Here is a 26,078-nt window from a genome sequence, read left to right as displayed (position 1 = left end):
CGGGCCGCGCCCGCGCGAACGGGTTCACCGGATGCGCACCTGGCGGATCCGCGCCAGTTCGTTCAGCGTGACGTTCAGTTTCTCGTCGCGCCGCAGCGGCGATGCGATGCGCGCGCGCCGCAGCGCGCCGTCGCTCAGGTCGGCGCTAATCAGCGCTGGGTCCCCGCCGGCGTCGGCCAGCACCTGTCCGTCCGGCCCCAGGATGCGCGAAGCGCCGTAGAAGTTGATCCCGTCCTCGTAGCCGGTGCGGTTGGCAAACACCGTGAAGTTGACCAGCATCTGTGAATAGACGCGGGTAAGGTCATGCCAGGTGCGGGCCGAACCAAGCACTTCGGCCGCACCGGATATGCCGCGTCCCGGACTGGCGGCCGGCGCATGGATGACGTCGGCCCCGTCGGCGGCCGCGATCACCAGCGCCGAGGGGTGCCAAAGGTCTTCGCAGATCAGGATCGCCTGGCGACCGAACTTGGTGTCGAACGCCCGCACGCGCTCGCCAGCGGCCAGATAGCGCCCCTCGTCGAACAGCCCGTAGGTGACCAGGTAGACCTTGTGGTGCACGTAACGGATTTCGCCGTCCTCAAGGTAGGCGCTGGCGATCCGGTACTGGTGGTCGGGCGTGTGTTCGACGAACCCGACGATGATTGAAATCGACTTGGACTGCTCGATCAGGACCGCCAGGCGCGGATCATCGAGCCGCATGCCGACGCCGTAGGCCAGATCCTCCAGGACGTAGCCGGTCAGCGAGAGCTCGGGAAAGACCACCAGGTCGCACCTGTCCCGGCGGGCCCGTTCGACCCATTCCAGGTGCAGCCCCAGGTTGCGGTCCAGGTCTCCCAGGGCCGGATTCATCTGGGCCACGCCCACTCGGAAATCGCGCACCGGTGCCTCCTATCGGCCCCGGTCTAGGGCGGCATGACTCCGGAAGATTTGCTCAGACATAGACGACGATGTAATCGTCTTCGCGCTGCACCCGGAAAGTCGGCACCGACGGATCCTCCTCGGCGATCTCCTGCCCGCTGACGCGGGCGGCGTCGTAGGAACGGGCGCGGACGCGGTGTGGGTTGAAGTATGACCGCCCGGTGCGGATTTCGAATTCCCAGCCGTGCCAGGGACAGCCGATCACTTCCTTGGACGCCGAGATACTGATCTGGCGCGGTTCGTCGGCGGTCAGGTAGCCGCGCTGGACCCCCTTGCACAGCGGAGCCGATTTATGGGGGCAGCGGTTGAGCAAAGCAAAGTACTCGCCCCCAAGGTTGAACACCCCCACCTCGACCGCTCCGCAGGCGGCGATTAACCGTTGGCCGGGACCCAGCTCGTCGGCCCGGCAGACTACGTGCGCGCGGCGCCCGCGAGTGTTCACTGCAGTCGCGGATAGGCTTTACGGGCGTTCCGGTTGAAGACGCGCTCGCGCATCTCGGACGGGAAAGTGCGGGCCGCGTCGTTGGGGTCGTCCCAGTCCCAGTGCGGGTAGTCGCTGGCGTAGACGAAGCGCTCGTCGCCGCGCAGCCACTCGACCATCTTCATCAGGTTGGCGTGGTCCTCGTTGTATTCGTACATCGGCTGGGTGCCGACCCAGACGTGCCGGTAGAAGATCTCGCTGGGAAGTTCCTTGATCCAGGGGACCTGGTGGCGAAGCCCCTTCCAGCACGCGTCCATGCGCCAGAGATAGTGCGGAAGGCAGGTGAACCCCGATTCGGCCAGCACCAGCTTCAGGTTCGGGTACTTGCCGAAGACCCCTTCGAAGATGAAGCTCGCCACGTGCGGGAGGTACAGGCCCGGTTCGGCCATGCGCCGTTCTACGTAATGGGTGGGGAAACCGGCCGAGGTCATCGGCGGGTGAACTCCGGTTCCCTCCCCGCCCAGATGCAGCTGCAGGGTCAGGTCATGCTTGGCGGCGGCCTCCCAGATCGGGTGATACATGGGGTTGCCGAATGGCCGCATGGCGCCGGTGTTCAGGTGCACCGCGACCACGCGCGGATCGCCGGCCAACCGCTCGATCTCGGCCACCGCCCCCTGCGGATCCAGGGGGATGACCGCCATCGCGTACCGCAGGCGGTCGTCTTCGTCGAGCCAACGTTTGAGCGTCCAGTCGTTGAACGCCCGCGCCATGATCGATGCGTACTGCGAGTCCATGGCCCCGGTCTGACCGTACATCTGGCCGCCGGTAAGTATTCCCAAATCGATGTCGTAGCGGTCCAGCAGGGTCTCGCGGCAGCGCAGCAGCGACGACTCGCGGGTGGACACCGGGATTTCGGGATAGTCGAACGCCAGGTCGCTGCGACCGCCGCGCATGCCGCCGTTGTTCTGGACCGGATTGAAATCCACCGGCAACCCGTACCAGGACGTGCGCTCGCGGTATTCGGACGGCACGTAGTCGAGGATTTCCTGCGCTTCCTCGAACCCGTGGTGAATGTCGGTGTCGACTATCTGGGAGACCAGTTTGCGCCGACTTGCTTGGTCCCTGCCCGGGCTAGTTACCGCCATTCCGTGCCACCCCCTGTGCCGCCGGGCTCCGCTGCGGTCTGCGTCCAGCGTGGAGCGAATGCGTCGCAGCGATTATCGGTTGCAACTGGGGCCGGGACTAGTCGGCCAGGCGGTAGTGGGCGGCGGCGTTTTTCCCGAAAACCGCCGCCCGGTCGTGGGCCGGCAGCGGACCGATCGCAGCCTGCATGAGGGCGAAATTCTCGCGGTAGCCGGCGGCGTAAAGACAGACCGGCCAATCGCTGCCCCACATCAACCTCGACGGACCGAACTCTTCCAGCATGAACCGGACCGGGCGGGCCAGCTGCGGCGCGGTCGGCGCGGGTCCGGCTTCGGTGAGCATCCCGGAAAGCTTGAACTGCAGATTGGGGATGTCGACCAGGGGCCGCATCAGATCGCGCCAGGGCTCGAAATAGCCGTCCTGGTAGGTCTGCGGTTTGGCCAGGTGGTCCAGCACCATCGGCAAATCGGGAAAGTTGGCGCACAGGTCCGGCACGTCCTTCAGGTCGCCCAGCTTTATCAGCAGGTCCAGGGTCATGCCCTCGCGTTCGGCCAGCTGGGCGATGCCGGCGCGGATGTCGGGCCGCTGCAGGTAATCGGGGTCTGGTTCATCCTGGGCGTTGATCCGCAAGCCGCGAAATTTCGGATACGCGGCGAAGCGGTCGAGCCGGGACCCCAGGTCAGGCGATTCGAGCGGCGCCCAGGCTATCACCGCTCCCACGACCAGGTGCTCGGCGGTTGCCTCGAGCCATTGGATCTGGTCCTCCTCGGCGTGCCAGGCCTCGATCAGGACCGACCGGTTCACCCCGACTGCGGCGAAGGTTTCCTCCAGCTGCGGCAGTCCGAAATCGGCGATTGGGGCCCCGCCGGCCGCGCGCATATCGTCGCTGAGCCAGTTCAGGTTGGAGTCGTCAATGAACCAGAGATGATGGTGGCTGTCGACCAGTTCCATCGCGATCGTCTTTCGGGGCTGACTGAGACGACGGGCCGGGTCCGGGGCGGCGCCGGCGCCGCGGCGGAGAGGGTGGGATTCGAACCCACGAGGGTATTACCCTACACACTTTCCAGGCGTGCGCACTAGTCCACTATGCGACCTCTCCCTGGTTCGGAGCGGGCCGGTCCGACCTGCGGGATCGCAGTCTGCAGCGGCCGGTGGCGGAGAGGGTGGGATTCGAACCCACGTGGCGCTTCATCCACGCCTATCCGTTTTCGAGACGGACCCCTTATGACCACTCGGGCACCTCTCCCCGGTTTACGGGTAGCCCGCTCCAAGGGGGATTTTATGGCCCCGGCGGCCCGTGCCCGGATCGGGCGCGGCGGTCGCCGCGTGCCAGAATCTTCCCCGCGGCGGCCCTTGACCGCCATTGCCGCCGCGCCCCGGCGCCACTCCCCAAGCGATCGGCCAGATGCAAGGCAACGAATCCCACGAACGTCCGATCGTCGTCTACGACGCCACGTGCGGGTTCTGCCGCTTTGCGGCCGCGCTGATGGCGCGCCTCGACAACGACCAAACCCTTGGATTCCGGCCGGCCGCCGAAATGGGATTCAGTTCCGCCATCGGAACCGAACCGGGCTCGATCCGGCTGTCGGTCGACGGGGATCTGCTGGGCGGGGCCACGGCGCTGGTCGAGATCGCCCGCCGGATCCCCTGTCTGGCCCACTTGGCCCTGGCGGTGGATCTGTCGGGGTTGCTGCCGGTATTGGAAATGGCCTATCGCGGATTCGCGCCGCGCCGCGGACGGGCGGCCCAGATCCTTTCCACCGATCGGGTAACCCGCCGCTAGCCGCCGATCTGGGCGAACGCGGTCCCGCCCAGGACGATCCAGATCGACAGCTGCAGGACCGCCCAGACCGCCCACGGCACCACTAACGCCGGCAGGCAGACGGCCAGGGATGCGCGTGACGCCATCGCCACCCCGGCACCGGCCGCCAGCACCGTCCACACCATGGCGATGGCCCAGACGCCGAACGTCCAGGCCGGCAGGATCATCAGCAATTGCAGGAAACCGATAACGTGCGCGCAGCCCACCGCCCCGACGGTCGCCGCCAGGGTGGCCCGACCCGATCCAATCCGGTTCACCAACAGGTGCGCGCACGCGCCGGTGAACGCGCAGCCGGCAGTTGTTCCCAAGACCGCGACGACGGCGTTGATCGCCAGTTCGCTCCAATCCAGCGGGCGCCCGATGCTCAGGCCCAGAGTCCCGCAGAGACCGGCCCCGGCCGCCAGGGTCAGTCCGATGCGCAGAAACTTCGGGTCGGCCAGCAGGAGCCGCCAAGCCCCCGGCGACATGAACGCCATCCGCAGCAGGAGAACCGGGAAGCTCTGGGCCAGGTTCTGCACGACTACTCCGGGTCCAGGGCGTCGGAGATCCCCATCATGGTCCGCCGGATCGGCAGCTCGTAGGGACACATCGGCTCGCAAATGGGAGCCGATGTGCAGGGTGCGTGATCCTGGCAGCCGCCGATGCTGGCGACCGCCTCGTCCCAAGTCCGGGTGCCGTCGACCGAAAGCTTCCCGGCGCGCCAGACGTGTTCGGCCAGCATCGCCTCGGGAATATCGATCCCGATCGGGCACTCGCAGTAGCTGCAACGCCGGCAGAAGTTGGCGCCGTAGGTGTCGGCCAGGCGCTGCAGTCGGCGGGTTTCCGGAGGATCCGGCTCCCGCGAGATCGCGTCAATGTTGGCGTCGATGATCGCCGGGGTGGTAAGTCCCGATACGATCACGTCCGGGTTGTGACTTTGCACGTAGCGCAGGAATTGGCGGTACTGGTTGGTCAACCCCGACCCGGTCGGACGCATCGCCATGGTGCCAACATCCAGTGCCCGGGCCGCCGGCAGCAGGTCGGTGGCGGCGTGCGGCTGGACCGGCGAGAGGTGGAACAGGACGGTCGCGAACTGTCCCCCGCCGAGCCATTCGGCCAGCTTCTCGGGCCGGTGTCCGGTAATGCCGATGTGATCGATGCGGCCCTGGGCCTGTGCCTGCAGCGCTCCCTCGAGGGCCCCGCCGGAGGCGGTCGCCTGATCGAATTCGTGCTGGAAATTGACATAGTGCAACTGCATCAGGTCGATGCGGTCGACGCCCAGGCGGGTCCGGCTCTCCTCGATCCCGGCCAGCGCCCCGGCGGCGTCGAGGGCGCGCGTCTTGGTGGCGATGAACGCCTCGTCGCGCCGTTGCCCCAGGGCCCGTCCCAGCTTTATCTCGGCGTCGCCGTACATGCGGGCGCAGTCGAAATAGTTGATTCCCCGGTCCAGCGCATGCGTGACGGCGGCGTCAGCTTCGCCCTGGCTCATGCGCCGGAACCACATAGTGCCGGAGCCGAGTCTGGACACGAGCGCCTCGGTTCGACCGAGACGTACCTTGCGCATCTGCCGTCTACTCCGCCGCTGCCGTCAGCCGGAGCCGATCCGGCGCAGCTCTTCGAGCACGGCGAACTCTGCGTCCAGCTCGCGGCCGTCGACTTTTCTCTCGCTGAGTCCCGACATCCCGTCCACCGCGCCGGCATCCAAAAGCCGCTCGACCCGACGGGTGAACTGGTCCGAATCCGGGAGGACGCGGTCAAGGGGCAGCCCTGCGGTCCAGGCAATCGCCGCCGCCAACGCGTAACCACCCCAGTTCGAAACCGAGGCGATGATCAATTCCCCCACCGCCGAGCCCGAGGGCCAACGGGTGATTCCACGCTCGCGCAGAGCCTGCTCAAACCGCCCGAATCCCACCTCGTTTCCGCCGTCGCCGATCGAAAAGCTGGCAACCGACGGAGATATCAGGTAATCGGTTCGGGCCGTCACCGCGCTGATATCGGCCCCGTGCATGGAATGAAATACGCCGTCGGCGTCGCGTCCGCAACGCTCGATGAAACCGACCGCGTTGGCGCGAAAACGGGTTCGCTGCACATTCGACCAGATCCGCGCCTGATCATCGTCCCCGATCGGCATCACCGCGATCTCGGCCGCATCGCCGATTGCGGCGCCGACCACCTCCACCGTCGGTTCGTCGCAGACGACGCACACCCGGCCGCCGGAAAGTCGAACCGCGTCGCAGATCGCCCGGGCGCCGAGCGGCCCGTCGGTTTCCGCCCGACCGGACCCGATGACCAGGAAGCCGGTGCCAAGCAGCAGCCGGGTCTCGGGGCGGGTGAGCGTGCCCGCCACCCTGGCCAGATAGCCGGGATCGAGCAGGTCGGCCAGGGCCGAAATCCCGCGAACGTCGTGGCGGAGGATCAATTCTTCGGCCGCCAGGCAGCGATCTTGCAATTGGGTCATGGACGCGCTCCGGCGGCATCCGTCAGCCGCCGCCAAATCGGCTCCGGCAAGGATAGGCCCTCTCGCTGGGGGAGACTCCGGCATTCTCGGCCGGATTCAGCGGCGATTGACGGCCCCGCGGCCGGGGATCTCGACCGGGATGCGGCAACCCGCCGGTCCGCCTGAATCAGCGGACCCGCCAACTACGCGGAATCGCCTTCGATTTCGCTCGCCGGCAGTTCGGTCAAATCGAATCGGGTTTGCTCGGCGCCCTCGGCCAACAGAGTTCCATCTTCCATGGCCACGCCCAGGCCCTCGAAAAACGCGCGGTCGTAATGCCGGGCCAGGCGGGCCGCCGGGGCGTCGATGGGGCGATCCAGGCCGAACGGATCCCGGGTGAGGGAAACGGTGACCCGGATCTGGCCATCCGCGTCGCGGCGGTCCACCTCGATGGAGTCGCCGTCCACGTGCGCCTGCATGCTTGCGGTCCAGAGCAGAGCCGCGGCCATCGGCCCCTTGCCGGCGTAGTCCTCCAACTCGCCCGCGTCGAGACGTCCCTGGCGACTCAGGGCTTCGCGTCCGGCCTCAAGAGAATCGGGGCCGGCCCCGGCGACGGCTCGCAGCAGCGCCGCGTACTGGCCGCCCTCGGGTGAGAACCGGGCCATGGTCGCTCCCTCTTGCGGTATGGCCGGCTGGCCTTCAACCGGGCTCTGCCAGCGTGCTGCGGGCGGCACCTGCGCCGTTTGATCCTGCGCGCCGCCGTTGGCAGCCGAGAACGCCTGCGAAATCGCGCTCGCCATCGCATCGCCCGGGGACCGGTCGGCGAACGGAAGACTTGCCGCAGGCGCCGCCGCCGGGGTCGGTGCGGGTTGCGCCGGGGCCGCAGCCGGCCTGGGTGCGGGGGCCGCGGAAGCCGCCGCTACCGGATTCGTAAGGGTCTTGGCGGCGTCGCCCAACTGAGCGTCAGCCACCTGGCTGGCCGAACCCAATTCGCTGGCAATGTCCTGGGCGGCGCTGTCCAGGTCGTCCTGCGCCTCGCCGACGGTCGCGGCGACTTCGGCGTGGATCTCCTGCAGTTCCTGGCGGGTCAGTTCGGCCTCGCGCTGCAGCGCTTCCACCTCGCCGCGCAGCAGCTGGATTTCCTCGTCGAATTCGGCCCTGAACTCGTAGGCCCAGGCGCGGACCTTGCGCACCAGCCTCCCGAGCTGCCCCATCGCCTCCGGCAGACGGTCCGGACCGAGCACGATCATCGCGATCGCCAGGATGAACAGGAATTCGGTTATTCCGACGCCGAACATTGCCGCCTCAGCCGGGTCCGGCGCAGGGGATCAACTCAGGGCCACCCGGATTGCCTGATCGGCGTCGGAGACCATGACCAGGGTCAGATCGCTCTCCAGACCGGGCGGCAACTCCTCAATGTCGGGAGCGTTGGCGCGGGGCAGCAGTATCCGGCGGATTCCGGCGCGCTGGGCGGCCAGCAGGCGGTGCGCCAGACCCGGTCCGCCCATCAGCACTCCGTTCTGGTTCATCTCGCCCACGACCGCGGTCTCCGGATCGATCGGCCGATCCCTCAGCGCCGAGATCAGCGACACCAGCACTGCCAGCGAAAGGGTCTCGGCATCGTGGTCGGAGGCGCCCAGGTTGTGATTGATCTTGTAGCCGTATTCGAATAGCTGGCGCGCCGAGATGTCAAGTTCGGTCATCCGCGAGCGCACGTAGTAGTAGGCGGTGTCGCAGGCCTTGTTGACCGGCGCCGAGGTCCCTTCGGGCGTCAAATAGTAGCGACCGCCCGGCACGGGCACGGCCTCGACCAGCTGCACGCTGGATCCGTGCGGTCCGAGCAGGAGGGTGCGGCAGGCTCCGGGCCGGGCGTAGCCGGCCTCGTCGCGGTAGTAGCGGCGCGGTTTGCCCAGCATCAGGCTTAGCCCGGCGGCATCGATCAACGGCGGCGCCGATCCATCGGGGGCGGCGGCCACGCGGCGCGCCATTTCCGAGAGAGCGATGCTGGTGGCGGCCAGGCCCGCTTCCGGGGTGTACTCGGTCACCAATGCCTCGGCGGCGTCCTCGCCCAGGGCGACCGGGCTGGTGATGTCGTAACGGGCCTTGATCTCTTCCCACAGGTGCGTCTGTACGATCCGGGACCGTTCGCTCCGGGTGTAGCCGGGACAGTCGACCAGGAGCATGCGGTCGATGATTTCGGGCGGCAGGGCGCCGCTGCCGTCGGCAGTGAGTACGAACAGGGTGGAGGTCAGGTCAAATCCGACATCCAAGTACTGGTCGCGCCAATTCCGTCGGGCTTCGACGTCGTCCAGCAGGGCCAGCAGCCGGGCTCCGCGATCGGGCCAGTTTGCCACCGCCCACTGCACGTTGGCCAACACAATCACCCCGCGCCGGTTCCCGATTTCGGCCAGTGCTCGGGCCAGCGAACCGATCGCACCGCGGGTCTGCGATGACCCCGCGCCAAGTACGTCGGATTCGCCCGCGGTACCCACCAGGTCAATGGTCGCCGCCGGCAGGTCCAGCGCAGCAGCGACCCGCCGGGCCAGACTGCGGCGCCCGCCGCCGGGAGGGCCGCACAAAAGGGCCGCGCCGGGGGATTCGGCCCGATGCGCCGAAAGCATCCAGTCGACCAGCAGCCTGCGGTTGAATGGCGGCGCGTACTGGCCGATGTCTACTTCGGCGGCGATCGCCTCGGGATCGGCGCTTGGCGGCGGGCCGGGCTCCGCCCAGGGCAGGGCGAGCAGGTTTTCCAGGTATTCGTGCGCCTGGAAAGATTCGGCCGCGGCCGCCTCCGGTTGCTCCAGCACACGGGCGACCTCGACAGCTACGGCGCGCGCCTCCTCGGAGAGATCGGCGGCGGCAATCTGGTCCATCAGCGCGGCGTTGTCCATCAATTGATCCTGCGGTCGGTTAGCCCGGGGCCTGTCGGCGCGCTGTCTTGGCGACTTGGGAAAATCAATCGCAGTCTATGAAATTGGCCATTCGAGCCCGGCCGGCGGCCGCCCGTCGCCAGCATTCAACGATCGGAGCAACCGCAATCGCAGCGCGCTCCTACTTCACCGACTACTCCGGGCGTCGCCGACCGGAGCGTCCCGAGATCGACTGGTCCGATCCGCGCTTCAGCAGCCGAGAACCCAGCTTCGCCGAACTCTACGAGGCAATGCTGGAAGACGGTTGCCCCATCTGCCGGCTGGGGCTGCGGATCGCTGACCATTACCTGACCGTCTACTGCTCCGACAACGTGACCGACGTCGACATCCGCGCGACCGTACGCGAAGCCAACGGCTTCTGCAACACCCACGCCTGGCGGCTGCCCGATCAGCGCGATGCCCTCGGACTGGCGATCACCTACGCCGACATCATCAAGAACCTGGGTCGGCAGCTGGACGCGTACGATCCCGATTCGCCAAACCGACGCCTGCCGGGCTGGCTTTTCCGGCTGCTGCGCGACTGGCGCGGTCGGCTGCGGCGCGGCGGGGCTTTCAGGACTCCGCAGCCGTGCCCGGTCTGCGTGGAGCAATTCAGGGCCGAACGACGCTACGCGGCCACGTTTGCCGACTACGCGGGCGATGAGATGCTTATCGAGCGCTACCGCGACTGCGACGGATTGTGCCTGCCCCACTTGCAACTGGTGATCGCCTCGGCCGCCGACGACGCGGCGGCCAAGCTGGTCGCCGGCGGCGAAGTCGAGCGCTGGCGCGAACTCTACGATCTGCTCGATGAAATCGTCCGCAAGGCCGACTATCGCTTTAGCCAGGAGGCGATCACGCCGGAGGAGCGCGCCGCGCTCACCAGGGTCCTGGCCATCGTCAGCGGCGGCAAGGGTCTTTCGGCCTGGCGACCGGGGGACTAATGCCGGAAGCCGAATCGGAGACCGCCTGCGCGGTGATCCGGCCCGGTTCCCGTGCCGATTTGCCGGAGCTGGCCAAACTGTGGGAGTCGACAACCCAGCCGGACGGTCAATTCCTGCTGCGGCGCTACTTCGACGACGTGGCCGGCGGAGTCCAAAAAACGCTGGTCGGTGAAGTCGACGGACGGATCAAGGGCCAGATCTGGATCCGGTTCCGGGGCAGCGATCCCAAGTTCTCCGACGACCGCATCCAGTGCTACCTACACACCCTCTTCGTGCACCCCGACAACCGGCGCCGGGGAATGGGACTCGCCCTGGTCCTGGGGGCATCCCGGTTGGCCCGCGAGCAAGGCCGCAGCGAACTTGTCATCGCCGTAGATCAACCCAACCGCTACGCTCGGACGCTGTACGGAAAGTGGGGGTTTGCCCAGTTTGCCCACCTGGTCGACCTGCGCGGCGATCTGATCCTGATGAGCAGGGCGGTCTTCGGCCCCGAAGAGGCCCGGCGCCTGATTGACAAAACCCATATAGAATTTTTCAGCTAGAAACCGCGCCGTCTTTTTCATGAGATCGCCGCCGCCGACCCTTCACCGCTAACCGGGCGAGTTCACTTTGGCTGACAGTTGGGCCTTTTTCAAGGGCGAGTTTGTACCGTTGGAAGATGCCCGCGTGAGCATCGGGACCCACGCCTTCAACTACGGCACCGGTTGCTTCGAGGGGATACGCGGCTACTGGAGCGAGGAAGAAAAACAGGTCTATCTGTTCCGGCTGCCCGAGCATTTCGAACGTTTGCACCGCTCGGCGCGGATGCTTCTGCTCACGCTCGAATACACGGTCGACGAACTCTGTGAAATCACCCAGCAGATCATTCAGCGCTGCGGGTTCACCACCGACGTGTACGTCCGGCCGATCGTGTACAAGGCCTCCACCACCATCGGTCTGAGCATGGTGCGGCGCGACGCCAACGGGCAGGTATCCAATCTCGAAGACGATTTTTGCCTGTTCGCCGCCCCCTTCGGCGACTACCTGGACGTCAATGCGCCCATCAGATGCTGCATTTCGGCCTGGGTCCGGATCGACGACAACATGATCCCGGCACGTTCGAAGGCCACCGGTCTTTACATAAATTCGGCATTGGCCAAGACCGAGGCCGAGCAAAACGGGTACGACGAGGCGATCATGCTCACCGCCGCCGGCCACGTCAGCGAGGGAACCGGCGAAAACCTGTTCATCGTTCGCGACGGCCACCTGGTCACGCCGGCTGTATCCGAAAACATCCTCGAGGGAATAACCCGCGCAACCGTCATCGAGCTGGCCGCCCGGGAACTCGGCTTGGACACGGTCGAACGGCCGATTGACAGGACCGAACTCTACAGCTGTGACGAGCTGTTCCTGTGCGGAACCGGCGCCCAGATCTCGGCCGTTTCCCACCTCGACGGCCGATCGATCGGCAACGGCGATGTCGGACCCATAACGCGCCAGATGCAGAACATCTACTTCGACGTGGTTAAGGGGCGCAACCAGGCTTACCGGCACTGGCTGACGCCCGCCACACCTGATCGGGTGGCGACGAGACTCTGAAAAACCTGCTCCGCTCAATCGGTCTGGCCGGTCCCGCCAAAGCGGACCCGGCACCGGAGCCGGCGGCTCCCCTAAAACCCAGCCGGTCGCGACCCCCGAGCCGGCGCGGCAGGCGTCCCCGTACAAGCTCGCGCAGCAACGGCGGCTCGCGCGGCAGTTCGCGTGGCAGCACCCGCGCCAGTTCGCGGCGCGGTTCGCGGGGCCAGGCGGGCCGAAACGGAACGTCGCAGGTACGCTCCGCCCGCGATCGCGATCGCTCCCCGGGACGCCCGCGCCGCCCGTCGCGGGTGGAGGGCGAATCGGAGAACGGCGGCGAACTCGGGACCCTGGAACGCAAGCTGGGATATCGGTTCCAGGACATTAGCCTGCTGCGGCGCGCCGTCACCCATCGCTCGGCGATCAACGAAGACCGTCATCTGAGCAGCCTCGATTCCTACGAACGGATGGAATTCCTCGGCGATTCGGCCCTGAATCTGGCCGCGACCGATGACCTGTACGCCCGCTTTCCGCAAATGGACGAAGGCGAAATGACCAACGTCCGCAAGGACCTGGTCAGCCTCACCGCCCTGGCCGCGATGGCCGAAAAAATCGGGCTCTACCGCTACGTGGTGGTCGGATCGGGCCTTGACTTGTCCAAGAAACGAAACCAGAAAGGCGTCGCCGGCCGCAGTTTCGAAGCAATCATCGGGGCGATTTACCTGGATTCGGATTACGGACTGGGCCAGGTCAAGCGGGTGCTGCAGCCGTTTTTCGAGGAACTGCTGCGGGTCAACCACCATGTTGCCGGCGGACCACCGCTGCAGATTCCGGGACGAAACGGCCAGTCCGGGACGTCCGTCGAGCGCGGGCGGCAACTGCCGACCGACAACAAGTCGCGCCTCCAGCAATTGACCCAGTCGGAGTTCCGCCAGCAACCGCGTTACGAACTGATCAACACCCGCGGACCGGCGCACGCGCCAACGTTTTCAGTGGCGGTCGTCCTCGATGGGCGCGACCTCTCCTCGGCCTCCGGAAAGACCGTGCGCGGCGCCGAGCAAACGGCGGCCGGTCGTGCGATCCGGGTCCTGGAGAAGGAACTTCGCCGCAGCCGCTCGGCGCGCTAGCGGGGCCGTGCCAGGGCGCGGCCACCGGAATACGGGCACCGGCTTGGCGGTGCCGATTCGATGCCTTGGGGCTTGCCGCAGTTGGCCAGATCGCACCCCCTAGATTCCCCCCGGCGGGAAAGGGACCGGAGATTCCGCCTCAGGCGGATGGGGTCGGCCAGGTCGGATCGGGCCAGTCGGCGTGTCCTCGATCAGCTGCGCGCCCGCCGGATCGGCCTGCCGCAGCGCCCGCGCCACGAATCCCGCAACTACCGCATAAACGGCTGGATGGTCGCGGTTTCGCTGGCCTGCGCGATTCTGACCTTTGGATTCATCTACTCGCTCGATCTCAATCCGGCCGGCCCGTTGACGCGATTGGCCGACGAGCTCGGTTATGCGTTCGAGCCGCTGGTCGACAGCGGTCCCGGAGCGGAAGTCTCCGCGCCGCTGCTGACCGGGAGGTCGCTGATCGAAGCCCGCGGCGCGATCGATGCGCTGGGCCTGGAGCTGGTGGTTGAGCCGGTGACCGACGAGGGCGCCGAACCGAACCGGGTGCTTGGCCAGGATCCGGCCGCCGGAGTCCTGCTGGCCCCCGGCGAGAGCGTCCTGGTGCGGGTCGCCGCCGGGGCCGAGAGCATCGCTCTCGGATCGGTGATCGGCCAGAACGTCGAGGCGGCCCAAAGCCAGCTCACCGAGGCCGGTTACGTGGCCGAAACCGTTCCTATCCACCATCCCGACCTCCCGGTCGGGGTCGTATCCGAACAATTCCCGGAGCCGGGGGCCGAAATCGAACCGGGCGCCCGGGTGACGCTTACCTACAACGCCGGTCTGCGCCTGCAGGCCGTGCCCGACCTTGCCGGGCTCGACGTGGAACTGGCGTTGCGGCGCGCGGCCGCCTACGGATTCGAGGCAGTCGCCGACGGTGAAAGCTACGTTGCCGGCCTGCCGTTGGGCATCGTGCTTGAGCAATCGCCGGCCCCGGGGACGATCCTGCCGGTTGGCGAAGAACTGCTCCTCCGGGCCAACCAGAGGCCCATGGTGGAGGTCCCGGACCTCGTTGACCTGCCGCTTGAGCGGGCGCGCGAAATCGGTCGGGCGGCCGGCATTGCAATCGAACGCATCGTCAGCCCGGAACCCATTCCCGATCGCGAACTGGTGGTCCGCGCCCAATCGGTGCCGGCCGGACGACGGGTTCAACTGGGCGCGAGCGTCCTGCTGGTCGTCGGATACCGCGCCGAGGGTTGAACTTGCACTTTGGCCTTTGCGGCCGGGGCCGCTGCCGGCGCCGGCGCATTCACCTGCTGGCGCCCGTGGCGCTGCTGGCCGCCGCGCTGCTGCTGATCCCGCAGCCGGCCGCGGCGCTCTCCACCGGTTGCCTGCCGTCGCTCGAATACGCCGCCGCCGACGAACACTTCTTCGCCCAAACCGGGTCGGACACCGGGCTGGGGTTTTTTGTTCGTGACGATGCCGACGCGCGGTTCCTGAGCGCCTTCCGCGCCGGTGGCGGCGAGCACGCGCTCGGTTATCCGGTTTCGCGGCGATTCCTGCAGGACGGGTTCATCTACCAGGCATTTCAGAAAGCAATCCTGCAGTGGCCGATCGGCGGCGACCGAGCCAACTATGCCAATACGGTCGACTGGCTGGGCCGGATCGGGGCCGACACCGACCTGTACGCGCAGCGCCAGGTTCCCTTCTATTTCCCGCTCGCCGCCGACCGCGGACTGGACCCGGCCGATCCCGAAGATTTCGCCCACATCGTCCAGAACCACCTGCAACTTCTGGCCGTCGACGAGGTGATCAGGGAGTTCTTCCTCAAGGAACCACGATGGCTCGAACTATACGGACTGCCGGTCAGCTACGAGGACTTCGGCCCGGTCCGGGTGCTGCGCAGCCAGCGGCAAATCATCCAGGTGTGGAACGTACCCGGAATCGGCGGTCCGGTGGGCCAGGCGGTCCTGGCCAACACCGGCGACATTGCCAAGGAGTTCGGACTGTTGCCGGAATCGGCGACGGATCCAATTTCGCCGCCGGTACGCCCCGGCGACGCTCTGCACGCCGCCGCCCTGCCGGCCAGGGCAGGATCGCCGACGCTGGTGGAAGTCAGCGGCACGGCCGCCCAGGTTCGGGCGGCCGGGAACCCAACGGTCTCCTTCTGCATCGGGGACTCCCAGCACTTGCTGGTCCCGATCCCGGTAGACCAGGAGCCGGGGGCGACAACGCTGGACCTGGAAACCATCGGGGCCGGACCGGTCCTCGCCGAGTCGGTGCGGGTGGAGATCGAGGAATTGGAATATGAAACTTACGAACTGGTTGGGGTGACCGGAGATCTCGAACTGCTATTCGACCCTGAAGTGGAGGCCGCCGACAAGGCCGCGCTGCAAGAGACGGTGGCTCCGGTAACCCTCCGGCCGCTTTTTGCAGAGCCTTTCCAAGCCCCGGTGCCCGGCCGGGTGACCGCGGGGTTCGGCGATCGGCGCACCGTCGCCCTCCGCGAAGAAATGCTCCTGCACCTCGGCATCGATTACGCGGGCGATTTGGATGACCCGATCCTGGCCCCGGCGCCGGGGACGGTGGCCGGTACTTTGGACCTTGTGATTTACGGCCGCACCGTGGTCATCGATCACGGACTGGGCGTGTTCTCGGTGCTGGCGCACTTGGAAGATTTCTCGGTCGAGCCCGGTGACCGGGTGGCGGCCGGCGACGAGATCGGGACCGTGGGATCAACCGGACGTTCCACCGGACCGCACCTGCACTGGGAAGTCCACGTCTTCGGGATTCCCGTCGACCCGAATTCCTTCCTGGACCCCGATTCGCTCAAATTCGGGGTTCCGCTCGCGGACCGGGACGCGGAACTGGAAGACGAACCCGCGGATCCGCAGCCGCCCGCCACGGTGGGATAGCGGTGACAGAGCCGGCCGGCCCCGTCCCGAGCGCCGTGGCGCTCGAATTGCCGGCCGTGCTCTCGGCGCTGGCCGAATGCTGCGGTTTCGGTGGCTCGGTCGCCCTGGCCCTGGCCCTAGAACCGGCCGGGTCCGCCGTAGACGTCGAACGCCTCCAGCAGGAGACCGCCGAGGCGGTGGCGGTGCTGGCCAAGGTTCCCGGTCTGGCCTGCAGCGGCCCGGAAGAAATCGAGCCCGTCCTGGAGCGCGCCAGGATCGGCGCGGTCCTGGACCAGGCCGAATTGCTGCAGCTGCGCGGTTCGATCTCGGCGTTTCACCGGTTCGGGCGGGCGCTGGCGGAGTGCGGCCAGGCGCCGGATTTGGCGCGGCGCGCCGGCCGCATTGACCCGCTGCAATCGCTGGCCGGCGCCATCGACCGGGTAATCGATCAGCACGGCCGGGTGCGCGACCAGGCGTCCGACGAACTTGCCAGTCTGCGTGCCCAGATCCGCGTCCGGCGGGCGGACCTCGAGACCGGATTCGGCAAGCTGGTCGCCCGCCTGGGCCCGCAGGGAGTGCTGTCGGAGACGATTTTCACGGTGCGCGGCGGTCGTTACGTGATACCGCTGCGGCGCGAATCGCAGCGCCAGGTCCCGGGAGTTGTGCATGACCTTTCCGCCAGCGGAGCAACCGCCTACGTGGAGCCGTTGGATATGGTCGAGACCAACAATCAGCTACGCTCCCTGCAATCTGGCGCCCGCAGCGAAGAGCGCCGGGTGCTGGCCAGGCTCTCGGAAAGGGTGCGCGAGAGCGCTGATGCCGTGGCCGCGAACTGGCGGCTGGCCAGCGCGCTGGACCTGATCCTCGCCCGCGGCAAGCTCGCGCTGCTGCAACAGGCGGTCAGGCCGGGCATCGTCGATTCCAACCGGTTCGACCTGAAAGCCGCCCGCCACCCCCTGCTGGGGGACGAAGCGGTGCCGATCGACGTGCGCCTGGGGGAGCGTGAGGGCTTCCGCGCGCTGGTTATCACCGGCTCCAACGCGGGCGGCAAAACGGTCGCGCTCAAGACCGTCGGCCTGCTCCACCTGATGGCTGCCTGCGGTTTGCAGCTGCCGGCCGCGCCCGGGTCCGTGGTGACGGTTTTCGACCGCGTCTTCGCCGATATCGGAGATCAGCAGAGCATCACCCAGAACCTGAGCACCTTCAGCTCGCACATGCGTAGCTTGGCCGACGCCCTGCGCCGGGCCGGTCCGCGTTCACTGGTCTTGGCCGATGAAATCGGCGCCGGCACCGACCCGGCCGAGGGGGCGGCGCTGGCCGCCGCGATCATCGACGAACTCACCGGGCGGGGCACCGCGGTCGTGGCCACGACCCACTTCGGCGATTTAAAGCACTACGCCATATCCCACGCCCGGTCGCAGACGGCGAGCGTGGAATTTGATCCTGAGACCCTGCTTCCCAAATACCGGCTGCACATCGGGGTGGCCGGTTCATCGCACGCGCTGGAAATCGCCCGCCGGAGCGGAATTCCCGCGAGCGTCTGTGATCGCGCCAGCTCCGGAATTGCGTCGGAGCAGCGAGATCTGGACGCACTCCTGTCCGATATGCGCCGGCAGCGTGAGGAATCGGCAATGGCCCGTTCCGAGGCGGACGCGGCCCGCCGCGAGGCGCAATCGCAACTGGCCGGGACCGAGCGCGAGATCGCCGAGCGCCAGCGCCGGTTCGAAGACGAACTGAGCCGTCAGCGGGCCGCCTCGCGAAGGTTGCTGCGGGAAATGGAGGCGCTGGCCCGGCGCCAGGCCCGCGCGGCCGCCGGCGGCAACCTGGAATCGGTCCGTGGCATCGCCCGCGAGGCGCGCCGGCGCCAAGCCGAACACGATGAAGTCTCCGCGCCCGCGCAGCCCGCCGATTCCACGCCGCGCCTGCGGCGGGCCCCCCGCGCGAGCGCCAAACCCGGGGATCGGGTGGAGCTAGTCGGACATCAGCAGTCCGGACGCATCCTCTCGGTGCACCGCGGCGGCGCTGAATTCCTGGTCGTCGTGGGTGGCCTGCGGCAGCGCGTGCCGGCGGATGCGATCCTGCGCGTCACCGGTCGTGGACCGGACGCCCCGACGTCGCGAAGGCCCCCGCGGACGCCGACCAATCCGGTGCCTTACCGGGTCGATCTGCACGGCGTCTTCCCCGACAACGCCGGCGTCGAGGTCGATCGCCACCTGGACCGCGCGATCGCCATGAACCGCCGCAGCGTGGTCCTGGTCCACGGACTGGGCTCGGGCGCCCTGCGCGACGCGGTGCGCGGGCACCTGCGCAATCACCCGCTGGTCAAGGACTATGCGATGGGACCGCCGTCGGAGGGCGGAGACGGGGTCACCGTCGTCGATTTGCGCTAAAGGACCGGCGCTGAAAGCGGCCGGTCCCCGGATTCGGTCCGGTCGCTACTGCCTCAGGACCTGGTAGTCGACCTGGCGTCGCCGCGCCAGCGGTCCCAGACCGCCCACGAATTTGCGCAGCGAGCGGTGCGAACCAAGCAGCACGCCGATCCCGATCCCCATTCCGAGCACGAAGGCCAGTTCGAGGACGCTCACGGCCGGTTTCTGACGTGCCAATTCAATCCCTCCACGGTTCTTCGCGCGGGACTCCACTCTCCAGATTTTAAATCTGCCCCAAGCGGTAGTGCCACCGTGGGGCGCAGGATCACACCAGATGCAACAGCGTGCGTGCGTCGCCCCAGAGTTCGTCGATGCCGTAGTAGCGGCGCGGGTCGGCCAGGAACAGGTGCACGATCAAGTCTCCGCAGTCGACCAGGACCCACCCGTCGTCGGCACGACCTTCCACCCGCGGGTGAACACCCTTCGGCGCCAGGTCGCGGCACGTGTCCACCAGTCCCCGCATGTGAAGCCGCGTGTTGGCGGTCGCCAGAACGAAATAATCGGCGATCGGCGAAATCGGTGCGATTTCCATGAGGCGCACGTCGTCGGCGGACTTGGCCGCCAGTTCCCGGGCCAGTTCGTGAGCCAGGCGCCGGATCGCGTCGCCTTCGGGTCCGTTCACCACACCCGGCCGCGTTTCCTGGCAAGCGTCATTGGGGGCCCGAATAGAGCCGATTGCGCCGGATGTAGTCGGCGACCGCGGCGGGTACGAATTCATCGATCGGATCGCCGGCGGCCAGGGTCGAGCGAACCAAGGTCGAGGAGATTGGCGGGGTGTCGGCCAGGATGTGTCGCATTTCTCCGCGGTGTCGGTTTATCCACTCCGGTATCTTGACCTGCCGGCCGCCGCCGCGGGTGACCGCCAGGATCTCGGCCCGCGCCAGGATTCCGGGAACGTCGCGCCACTGCGACAGTTCGGCCAGAAGATCGGTGCCGATAACCAACGCCAGCCGCCGGTCGGGAAATATTTGCGCCAACCGGGCCAGAGTGTCCACCGTATAGGCGCGTCGCTGGTGGACTTCGAGGTCGCAGACCTCCAGCCGGTCGTCATCGTCGGCTGCCAATCGGCACATTTCCAGGCGCCGCTGCGGCGACGCCGCCGGCGCCGCGCGCAGGGGGGCCTGGGCCGCCGGCACGAGCAGGATCCGCCCCACCGCGCCGGTGTCCAGGCAAACCCGGGCCAGCGCGAGATGGCCGTTGTGGATGGGATCAAATGAGCCGCCGATGACTCCGAGTCGCGTCGGTTCGGCCAATATGCCTCCCGGATTTTTGAGCCGCGGCAGCCAAGTGTTATCAGAAGGGTGTATTATTTTGCGAGCCGACGGGACGATTTTCATTTCACGCCCGGGCGGCCTCCTGGGCGGTGCCACAGCCAGTCCTTTCGCGACGATTGACCTGCGCCGTAGTTCTTTACCCTTACCAGGCATTTCGCCAGCGCATCCGTTGCGGCGGCCAAGACTTTTGGCACGCGACCACCGCCGGATGAGATAGCGCGTTTGCCAAACAGGCTGGAGTTTTCCAAGTGAGCGGACGCCGAAGACCCTACCGTGACCGCGGCCGGGGCGGCAATTGGGGCGCTAACGTGCGCAGCATCGACATTGAAACCATCAACGGCGCCCCCGAGCTGTTGGGCGTTTTTTCGACCCGCGATTTCATGGCCCGCGATTTCGACGAGCTGCGTTCGCTGGCCGAGCGTCTCGGAGTTGAAGAAAACGGGGATCCGGAACCGATCGACAAGCGGTCGTTGGTCGACCTGATCATTGCCAAGAGCGACGAGAGCTTGGCCAATTCGCTGGTGCACGGAGTCCTTGAGATAACACCCGAGGGATTCGGAGTCCTGCGCGGAAACCAGCGCTGGCTGCCCGATCCGGCCGACATATACGTATCGCAGGCCCAGATTCGGCGCACCGGAATGCGGACCGGCGATTTCGTGACCGGCCAGGTCCGCCGCCCCAAGGACAACGAGAAGTACCGCGGCCTGGTTCGCGTAGTGGCGATCAACAACGCCGATCCCAAGCAGGCGCCGCGGCGACCGCGGTTCCGGAACCTGGTCCCGATTTTCCCGACCGACCAGATACTGCTGGAACACGAGCGTGCCGACCTGACCACGCGCGTCATCGACCTGGTCGCGCCCATCGGCCGCGGACAGCGCGGCCTGATCGTCTCGCCGCCGAAGGCCGGCAAGACGGAAGTGATGAAGCGCATCGCCAAGTCGGTCAGCGCCAACTACGACGATCTGCAGCTGTTGGTAGCCCTGATCGGGGAGCGCCCCGAGGAAGTCACCGACTGGCAGCGCAACGTCAAGGCCGAAGTTATCAGCTCGACATTCGACGAGCATCCCGACAGCCACTGCCGGGTGGCCGAACTGACCATGCAACGCGCCCGCCGGCTGGTTGAAAACGGCGCAAACGTGGTCCTGTTCCTGGACTCGATCACGCGCCTGGCGCGCGCCTACAACCTGCAGGTCCCGTCATCCGGCAAGACCCTGTCTGGAGGCGTGGACCCGGCCGCGCTGGTACCGCCGAAGACATTCTTCGGGTCCGGCCGCAACATCGAAAACGGTGGTTCGCTAACCGTCCTGGCCTCGTGCCTCATTGACACCGGCTCGCGGATGGACGAGGTCATCTACGAGGAGTTCAAGGGCACCGGCAACTGGGAGTTGATCCTGAATCGGCGCCTGGCCGAACGCGGCACATTCCCATCAGTGGATGTGATTAAATCTGGTACCCGCCGCATCGAGCTGCTGCTCGACGATGAAAAGACCCGGATGAGCTGGTTGCTGCGTCGAATGCTGATCGCGGTTGGCGACGAGGACGCAATCGAACTCATGCTCGACCAGCTCAAGAAGACCCGGGACAACGCCGACTTCATGAGCACAATCCAGAAGCAATCGCTATGAAAGTGATACTCCTAACCGACGTGCCGAACCTTGGCCGGGTCGGCGAAATCACGGAGGTTGCGCCCGGGTTCGCCCGCAACCACCTGATCCCCAAGCAACTGGCCCGCCCGGCGACCCCGGGGGTGTTGCGAGACCAGCGCACCCAGCATGCGATCGCCAGCCACCGCGCCCAGCAGGAGATGGTGAAGGCCCAGGAAATGGCCTCCAAGCTGCAGGGCGCGTCGGTGATCATTCCGGCCCGGGTCGGCTCTGAAGGCCGCATCCACGGCCGGATTACCAATCAGCAGGTGGCTGAGGCGCTCAACGAACAGATCGGTATTGAAATCGACCGCCACCGGATCACGATCCACGACCCGATCCGATCGCTGGGGATTTACACGCTTCCGGTCCGGGTTGTCGCGGGGCTGGAGGCGTCGATAACCGTCGAGGTGATGGACCTTGACGAGCTGGCCGCCGAGGCCGAGGCCCTGGCCCGCGAGCAGCTCAAGCAGCAACAGGCGGCGGCGAGCGAGTGACCGCGGCCGCGCCCCAGCCGGCGCCGGCCCTGGCGTGTAACCGGCGCAGTCCGGAAGCGCCCCGATGAGCACCAACGACCTGCGCGTTCCTCCGCACAGCGAGGATGCCGAGCGCTCCGTACTGGGCTCGCTCCTGCTCGACCCGCAGGGCATCACCAAGATCGCCGATTTCCTTTCCGAGTCGGACTTCTACCGGCAACCGCACCGACTCATTTACCGGGCGATCGAGAGCCTGGCGGCGCGCAACCAGCCTGCCGACCTGATGCTCGTCATCGACGAGCTGGAGCGGTCCGAAAACCTCGACGCGGTCGGCGGCGCGGGATATCTGGGCATGCTGGGCCACGAGGTCCCCACATCGGTCAACGTCCGCTATTACGCCGAAATCGTCAAGCGCAACGCGACCCTGCGCCAGGTAATCGACGGCGCCCAAGCACTGTCCGACCTCGCCTACGCCCGGGGGGCGGACGCCGATGCGGTGGTCTCCCGCGCCCAGGAACTGCTCTTTCAACTGGCCGCCAATACCGATTCGGGCAACTACCAGCACGTCCGCGACCTGCTGGGCCCCTTCGTCGACGATCTGTTGAAGCGGCGCGAGGAGGGCCAACTGCTGGCCGGGGTTCACACCGGGTTCACCCGCCTGGACGAAATCCTGGGGGGATTCCAGGCGTCAGACTTGATTACGGTCGCGGCCCGGACCGGGATAGGCAAGACTTCGTTTTTGCTCAACATCGCCTGGCGCGCGGCCAGCCTGCACGACGTTCCGGTGGCAATCTTTACGCTGGAGGTCTCGCCCAAGCAGTTGACGCAACGGCTGCTAAGCATGCAGACCCGAATCGACTCGACCAAGCTGCGCGACGCCGACCTCACCGACGAAGAATTCGGAATCGTGGGCATCGAAGCCGGCAACTTGAGCGAGGTTCCGATTTACCTCGACGACACTCCGGCGCTGACCGAATTGCAACTGCGTTCAAAGGCCCGCCGCCTGAAGCTGGACCATCACATTGGTCTGGTGATCATCGACTACCTGCAGTTGATGCGCCCGCACCGCGAACAGGAAAACCGGGTCCAGCAGATCTCGCAGATTACCCGGGCTTTGAAGCAGCTGGCGCGCGAGCTGGACGTGCCGGTCATCGCCGGGGCGCAGCTTTCACGCGCGATCGAGATGCGAACCCAGCAGCGCCCGCGGCTGTCCGACCTGCGCGAAAGCGGATCGATCGAACAGGACTCGGACGTCGTCATATTCCTTTATCCGGAAGGCGGCGACCTTCCGCACAGCGGCCCGGTTGAGCTGACCATCGAGGTCGCCAAGCACCGCCACGGCCAGACTGGGATCGTGGATGCGATCTTCGTGCGCGAATTCGGCCACTTCCTGGCTCGCGAACCGGCCCCGCAGTACTAGGGCGGCGACTTGGCGCCCGGGGCGTATCCGGCCGGTCGCGTTGGAGAATCGTGGCGACGGCTTCGGCCGCCGGGATCCTGCACCGGGACCAATCTGCCCGCCGCACCGAACATGCTGAATAAATTAACCGGCCTGCTACGTGATAGTCCGGCCCGGACCATGCGCCGCCACTCCCGCCTGGTCGAGCGCGCCAACGCGCTGGCTGGCGAGTTCCGCCGGCTCGACGACGCCGGGCTGGCCGGCGTGACCGGGCGGCTGCGCGAGCAGCTGCAACGGGGGCGGTCGCTGGACGATCTGCGCGCCGAGGCGTTCGCCGCGGTGCGCGAGTCGACCGAGCGCACGATCGGCGACCGCCAGTTCGACGTGCAGATAGTCGGTGCCGCGGTCCTCCACGAGGGCGCGGTGGCGGAGATGAAGACGGGCGAGGGCAAGACGTACGTCGCCCCGCTGGCGGCCTATCTGAACGCGCTGCCCGGCGAGGGCGTGCACGTGGTTACCGTCAACGACTACCTGGCCCGCCGCGACCGCGATTGGATGGGGCCGGTCCTGGAGCGCCTGGGAATGACGGTGGGGGTGATCGCCGCCGACATGGAAGTTAGTCTCCGCCGCCAGGCCTACGCCAGCGACGTCACCTACGGGACCAACAACGAGATCGGATTCGACTACCTGCGCGACAACATGGTCCAGCGGCTCGAGGACCGCGTCCAGCGGGGACTCAATTTCGCCATTGTTGATGAAGTCGACAACATCCTGATCGACGAGGCGCGGACCCCGTTGATCATTTCCGGGCAGATCGCCGAGTCGACCGCGCTGTATCAGAACTTCGCCGCGATCGTGAGCCCGTTCCGGGAAGACCGCGACTACGAGATAGATCACAAGCAGCGGGCCGTCTATCCGACCGATGAGGCCATCGACAAGGTCGAACGGCGTCTGCGCATCAAGAACATCTACGCCGAGGGCAACTACCAGCTGCTGCACTACCTGCAGCAGGCGCTGCGGGCCAAGGCACTGTATCACCGCGGTCGCGACTACGTTCTTTACCGCGACGGCGCGGTGGTCGATGCCCGCGACGTTCGGGCCGAGATCGTCATAGTCGACGAATTCACCGGGCGGATGATGCACGGCCGCCGGTTCGGAGAGGGCCTGCACCAGGCGATTGAGGCCAAGGAGCACGTGCAGATTCAGGCCGAGACCCGCACCATGGCCACGATCACCTTCCAGAACCTGTTCCGCGCCTACGCGAAGCTGGCCGGCATGACCGGAACCGCCAAGACCGAGGAAGAGGAACTGCACAAGATCTACGGGCTGCGGGTTCGCGAAATCCCCACCAACGCCCCGATGGTCCGGCGCGACCACACCGATCTGGTCTACAAGACCAAGGCGGCCAAGAACCGGGCCGTGGTCGCCGAGATCGCCCGGCTGAACCGGCAAAACCGACCGGTCCTGGTCGGGACGACGTCGATCGAGTCCTCGGAGCACCTGGGGCGGATGCTGCGCGTCGAAAAAATTCCGCATCAGCTGCTCAACGCCCGCTTCCACGCCCAGGAAGCGGAAATCGTGGCCGAAGCCGGCCAGCCGGGGGCGGTAACGATCGCCACCAACATGGCCGGCCGCGGCACGGACATCAAACTCGGGCCGGACGTCGCCGAACTGGGCGGACTGTTCGTGCTGGGTACCGAGCGCCACGAGTCAAGGCGGATCGACAACCAGTTGCGCGGCCGCTCCGGACGCCAGGGCGACCCCGGCGAATCTCGCTTCTTCGTCTCGCTCGAGGACGACCTCATGCTCAGGTTCCGCTCCGACCGGGTCGCCGGCGTGATGGAGCGCCTTGGCATATCCGAGGACGTGCCGATCGAGAACAAGATCATCACCCGGTCGATTGAATCGGCGCAAAGCCGGGTGGAATCGCAAAACTTTGACATCCGGCGCCACGTGGTCGAGTTCGATGACGTGATCAATCGTCAGCGCCAGGTCGTTTATCGCCAGCGCGGCGGTTACCTTGACCGGGACCTTGACCCCGAGGCCCAGATAGGCGCGATGCTCGCCGATGAGATCGCCGAATTGGTGGAAAGCCACGAGCTCGACGCCGAGTCCGATCCGGACGACATCGCCGCCGCGGCCCGCAACCTGACGATGCTGCTGAATCTTCCCGAACCCTTCGATTGGAACAATCTGATCGACCAGGATCGGTCCGCGATCACTTCCGCTTTCGAGTCGGCGGCCGACGCGGCCCACCGGGCCAAATTCGCCGAAATCAACCCCGAATTGCTGCCGCCGGCGCTGCGCTGGATCATGGTCCAGACCCTGGACCTGCTCTGGGTGGAGCACCTGACCGGCATAGAAGAGCTGCGCCAGGGAATCGGCCTGGTCTCGATCGGGCAGCAGAACCCGCTGGTGGAGTTCCGGCGCCACGCGTTCGCGATGTTCGGCCAGTTGCAGGACACCCTGCGGCGCGAGAGCCTGCAGCGGTTCTTTCGGCTGCAGCCGGCGGCGCAGGTGGAGCGCGAAAGCGTGCTGACCAACCAGGCGCTCAAAGCCGGCCGTGCGGCCGCGCCGGCCGGCCGTGGCCAAGCGCAGGCGCGGCAGCCCGGCCCCAACCGGTCTCAGCGCCGGGCGGCCCGGCGCCGGGGCCCGCCCCCCCCGGCGGCCCCCGCGGGGGGGGGTGGGGGTTTAAAAAATGGGGGGGGGGGCGGGGGTTGGCGGGGGGGGGGGGGGGGGGGGGGG

Annotated in this window: 23 protein-coding genes and 2 tRNA genes; 12 read left to right on the top strand and 13 right to left on the bottom strand. The window is 67.0% G+C overall.

The window, feature by feature from the left end; translation table 11 throughout:
• Positions 1-24: 24 nt before the first annotated feature.
• The 6 genes from F4X41_04550 to F4X41_04525 form a co-directional block, all read right to left on the bottom strand.
• Positions 25-849: a carbon-nitrogen hydrolase gene (locus tag F4X41_04550; protein ID MYB16293.1), complete on the bottom strand. Its 825-nt coding sequence runs from the start codon at positions 847-849 to the stop codon at positions 25-27.
• An 82-nt stretch (positions 850-931) separates the two neighbouring features.
• Complete coding sequence (locus F4X41_04545; protein MYB16292.1) at positions 932-1,360, bottom strand: Rieske (2Fe-2S) protein; 429 nt, start codon at positions 1,358-1,360, stop codon at positions 932-934.
• On the bottom strand, positions 1,357-2,484 hold the full coding sequence (locus F4X41_04540; GenBank protein ID MYB16291.1) for an amidohydrolase family protein: 1,128 nt from the start codon (positions 2,482-2,484) through the stop codon (positions 1,357-1,359). The genes F4X41_04545 and F4X41_04540 overlap by 4 nt, the downstream gene beginning before the upstream one ends.
• A gap of 97 nt (positions 2,485-2,581) precedes the next feature.
• The gene (locus tag F4X41_04535; protein ID MYB16290.1) at positions 2,582-3,433 is read right to left on the bottom strand and encodes an amidohydrolase family protein; all 852 of its coding nucleotides are present in this window, start codon (positions 3,431-3,433) and stop codon (positions 2,582-2,584) included.
• 64 nt (positions 3,434-3,497) lie between these two features.
• Positions 3,498-3,581: transfer RNA gene (locus F4X41_04530), tRNA-Ser, on the bottom strand.
• A 53-nt stretch (positions 3,582-3,634) separates the two neighbouring features.
• Positions 3,635-3,728: transfer RNA gene (locus tag F4X41_04525), tRNA-Ser, on the bottom strand.
• A gap of 159 nt (positions 3,729-3,887) precedes the next feature.
• Here F4X41_04525 and F4X41_04520 point away from each other — a divergent pair.
• On the top strand, positions 3,888-4,265 hold the full coding sequence (locus F4X41_04520; GenBank protein MYB16289.1) for a DUF393 domain-containing protein: 378 nt from the start codon (positions 3,888-3,890) through the stop codon (positions 4,263-4,265).
• Here F4X41_04520 and F4X41_04515 read toward each other — a convergent pair.
• From F4X41_04515 to F4X41_04495, 5 genes are all read right to left on the bottom strand, one after another.
• Positions 4,262-4,822 (bottom strand): hypothetical protein, encoded by a 561-nt coding sequence (locus F4X41_04515; protein ID MYB16288.1) that lies wholly within the window; start codon positions 4,820-4,822, stop codon positions 4,262-4,264. The two genes, F4X41_04520 and F4X41_04515, sit on opposite strands and share 4 nt — an antisense overlap.
• 2 nt (positions 4,823-4,824) lie before the next feature.
• Complete coding sequence (locus tag F4X41_04510) at positions 4,825-5,847, bottom strand: aldo/keto reductase (GenBank protein MYB16287.1); 1,023 nt, start codon at positions 5,845-5,847, stop codon at positions 4,825-4,827.
• Positions 5,848-5,871: 24 nt separating this feature from the next.
• Positions 5,872-6,825, bottom strand: coding sequence for a DUF4392 domain-containing protein (locus F4X41_04505; GenBank protein ID MYB16286.1), 954 nt, complete (start codon positions 6,823-6,825; stop codon positions 5,872-5,874).
• A gap of 98 nt (positions 6,826-6,923) precedes the next feature.
• Positions 6,924-8,018 carry a hypothetical protein gene (locus tag F4X41_04500; GenBank protein ID MYB16285.1) on the bottom strand — a complete coding sequence of 365 codons (1,095 nt, stop codon included), beginning with the start codon at positions 8,016-8,018 and terminating at the stop codon, positions 6,924-6,926.
• Between the two features lie 30 nt (positions 8,019-8,048).
• Complete coding sequence (locus tag F4X41_04495; protein ID MYB16284.1) at positions 8,049-9,611, bottom strand: hypothetical protein; 1,563 nt, start codon at positions 9,609-9,611, stop codon at positions 8,049-8,051.
• A gap of 77 nt (positions 9,612-9,688) precedes the next feature.
• On the opposite strand from F4X41_04495, the gene F4X41_04490 reads away from it, so the two are divergent.
• From F4X41_04490 to F4X41_04460, 7 genes are all read left to right on the top strand, one after another.
• On the top strand, positions 9,689-10,573 hold the full coding sequence (locus tag F4X41_04490; GenBank protein ID MYB16283.1) for a hypothetical protein: 885 nt from the start codon (positions 9,689-9,691) through the stop codon (positions 10,571-10,573).
• Complete coding sequence (locus F4X41_04485; protein ID MYB16282.1) at positions 10,573-11,115, top strand: GNAT family N-acetyltransferase; 543 nt, start codon at positions 10,573-10,575, stop codon at positions 11,113-11,115. Before F4X41_04490 ends, F4X41_04485 begins: the two co-directional genes overlap by 1 nt.
• A gap of 67 nt (positions 11,116-11,182) precedes the next feature.
• Positions 11,183-12,151 (top strand): branched-chain amino acid transaminase, encoded by a 969-nt coding sequence (locus F4X41_04480; GenBank protein ID MYB16281.1) that lies wholly within the window; start codon positions 11,183-11,185, stop codon positions 12,149-12,151.
• A 287-nt stretch (positions 12,152-12,438) separates the two neighbouring features.
• On the top strand, positions 12,439-13,254 hold the full coding sequence (locus F4X41_04475) for a hypothetical protein (GenBank protein ID MYB16280.1): 816 nt from the start codon (positions 12,439-12,441) through the stop codon (positions 13,252-13,254).
• 60 nt (positions 13,255-13,314) lie between these two features.
• Positions 13,315-14,478 (top strand): PASTA domain-containing protein, encoded by a 1,164-nt coding sequence (locus F4X41_04470; protein MYB16279.1) that lies wholly within the window; start codon positions 13,315-13,317, stop codon positions 14,476-14,478.
• 2 nt (positions 14,479-14,480) lie between these two features.
• A complete protein-coding gene (locus F4X41_04465) occupies positions 14,481-16,133 on the top strand; it encodes a M23 family metallopeptidase (protein MYB16278.1) in 1,653 nt (550 codons plus the stop codon).
• A gap of 2 nt (positions 16,134-16,135) precedes the next feature.
• On the top strand, positions 16,136-18,502 hold the full coding sequence (locus F4X41_04460) for a hypothetical protein (protein ID MYB16277.1): 2,367 nt from the start codon (positions 16,136-16,138) through the stop codon (positions 18,500-18,502).
• Between the two features lie 304 nt (positions 18,503-18,806).
• Here the strand turns inward: F4X41_04460 and rsfS are convergent, their stop codons facing one another.
• Entirely contained in the window at positions 18,807-19,259 is a 453-nt protein-coding gene (gene rsfS / locus F4X41_04455) for a ribosome silencing factor (GenBank protein MYB16276.1), read from the bottom strand.
• Entirely contained in the window at positions 19,192-19,968 is a 777-nt protein-coding gene (nadD, locus tag F4X41_04450) for a nicotinate (nicotinamide) nucleotide adenylyltransferase (protein MYB16275.1), read from the bottom strand. The genes rsfS and nadD overlap by 68 nt, the downstream gene beginning before the upstream one ends.
• Positions 19,969-20,195: 227 nt before the next feature.
• Between nadD and F4X41_04445 the strand changes: the two genes are divergently transcribed.
• The 4 genes from F4X41_04445 to secA form a co-directional block, all read left to right on the top strand.
• Entirely contained in the window at positions 20,196-21,440 is a 1,245-nt protein-coding gene (locus F4X41_04445) for a transcription termination factor Rho (GenBank protein MYB16274.1), read from the top strand.
• Positions 21,437-21,955, top strand: coding sequence for a 50S ribosomal protein L9 (gene rplI, locus F4X41_04440; protein MYB16273.1), 519 nt, complete (start codon positions 21,437-21,439; stop codon positions 21,953-21,955). Before F4X41_04445 ends, rplI begins: the two co-directional genes overlap by 4 nt.
• 64 nt (positions 21,956-22,019) lie before the next feature.
• Positions 22,020-23,354: a replicative DNA helicase gene (gene dnaB / locus F4X41_04435; protein MYB16272.1), complete on the top strand. Its 1,335-nt coding sequence runs from the start codon at positions 22,020-22,022 to the stop codon at positions 23,352-23,354.
• Between the two features lie 111 nt (positions 23,355-23,465).
• Positions 23,466-26,078 (top strand): preprotein translocase subunit SecA (gene secA / locus F4X41_04430; protein MYB16271.1); only part of this gene is annotated, 2,613 nt, incomplete at its 3' end.

The sequence above is a fragment of the Chloroflexota bacterium genome (assembly GCA_009840625.1).
In the GTDB taxonomy this organism is placed as follows: domain Bacteria; phylum Chloroflexota; class UBA11872; order UBA11872; family VXNJ01; genus VXNJ01.
This window is presented reverse-complemented; position numbering and strand designations above follow the sequence as displayed.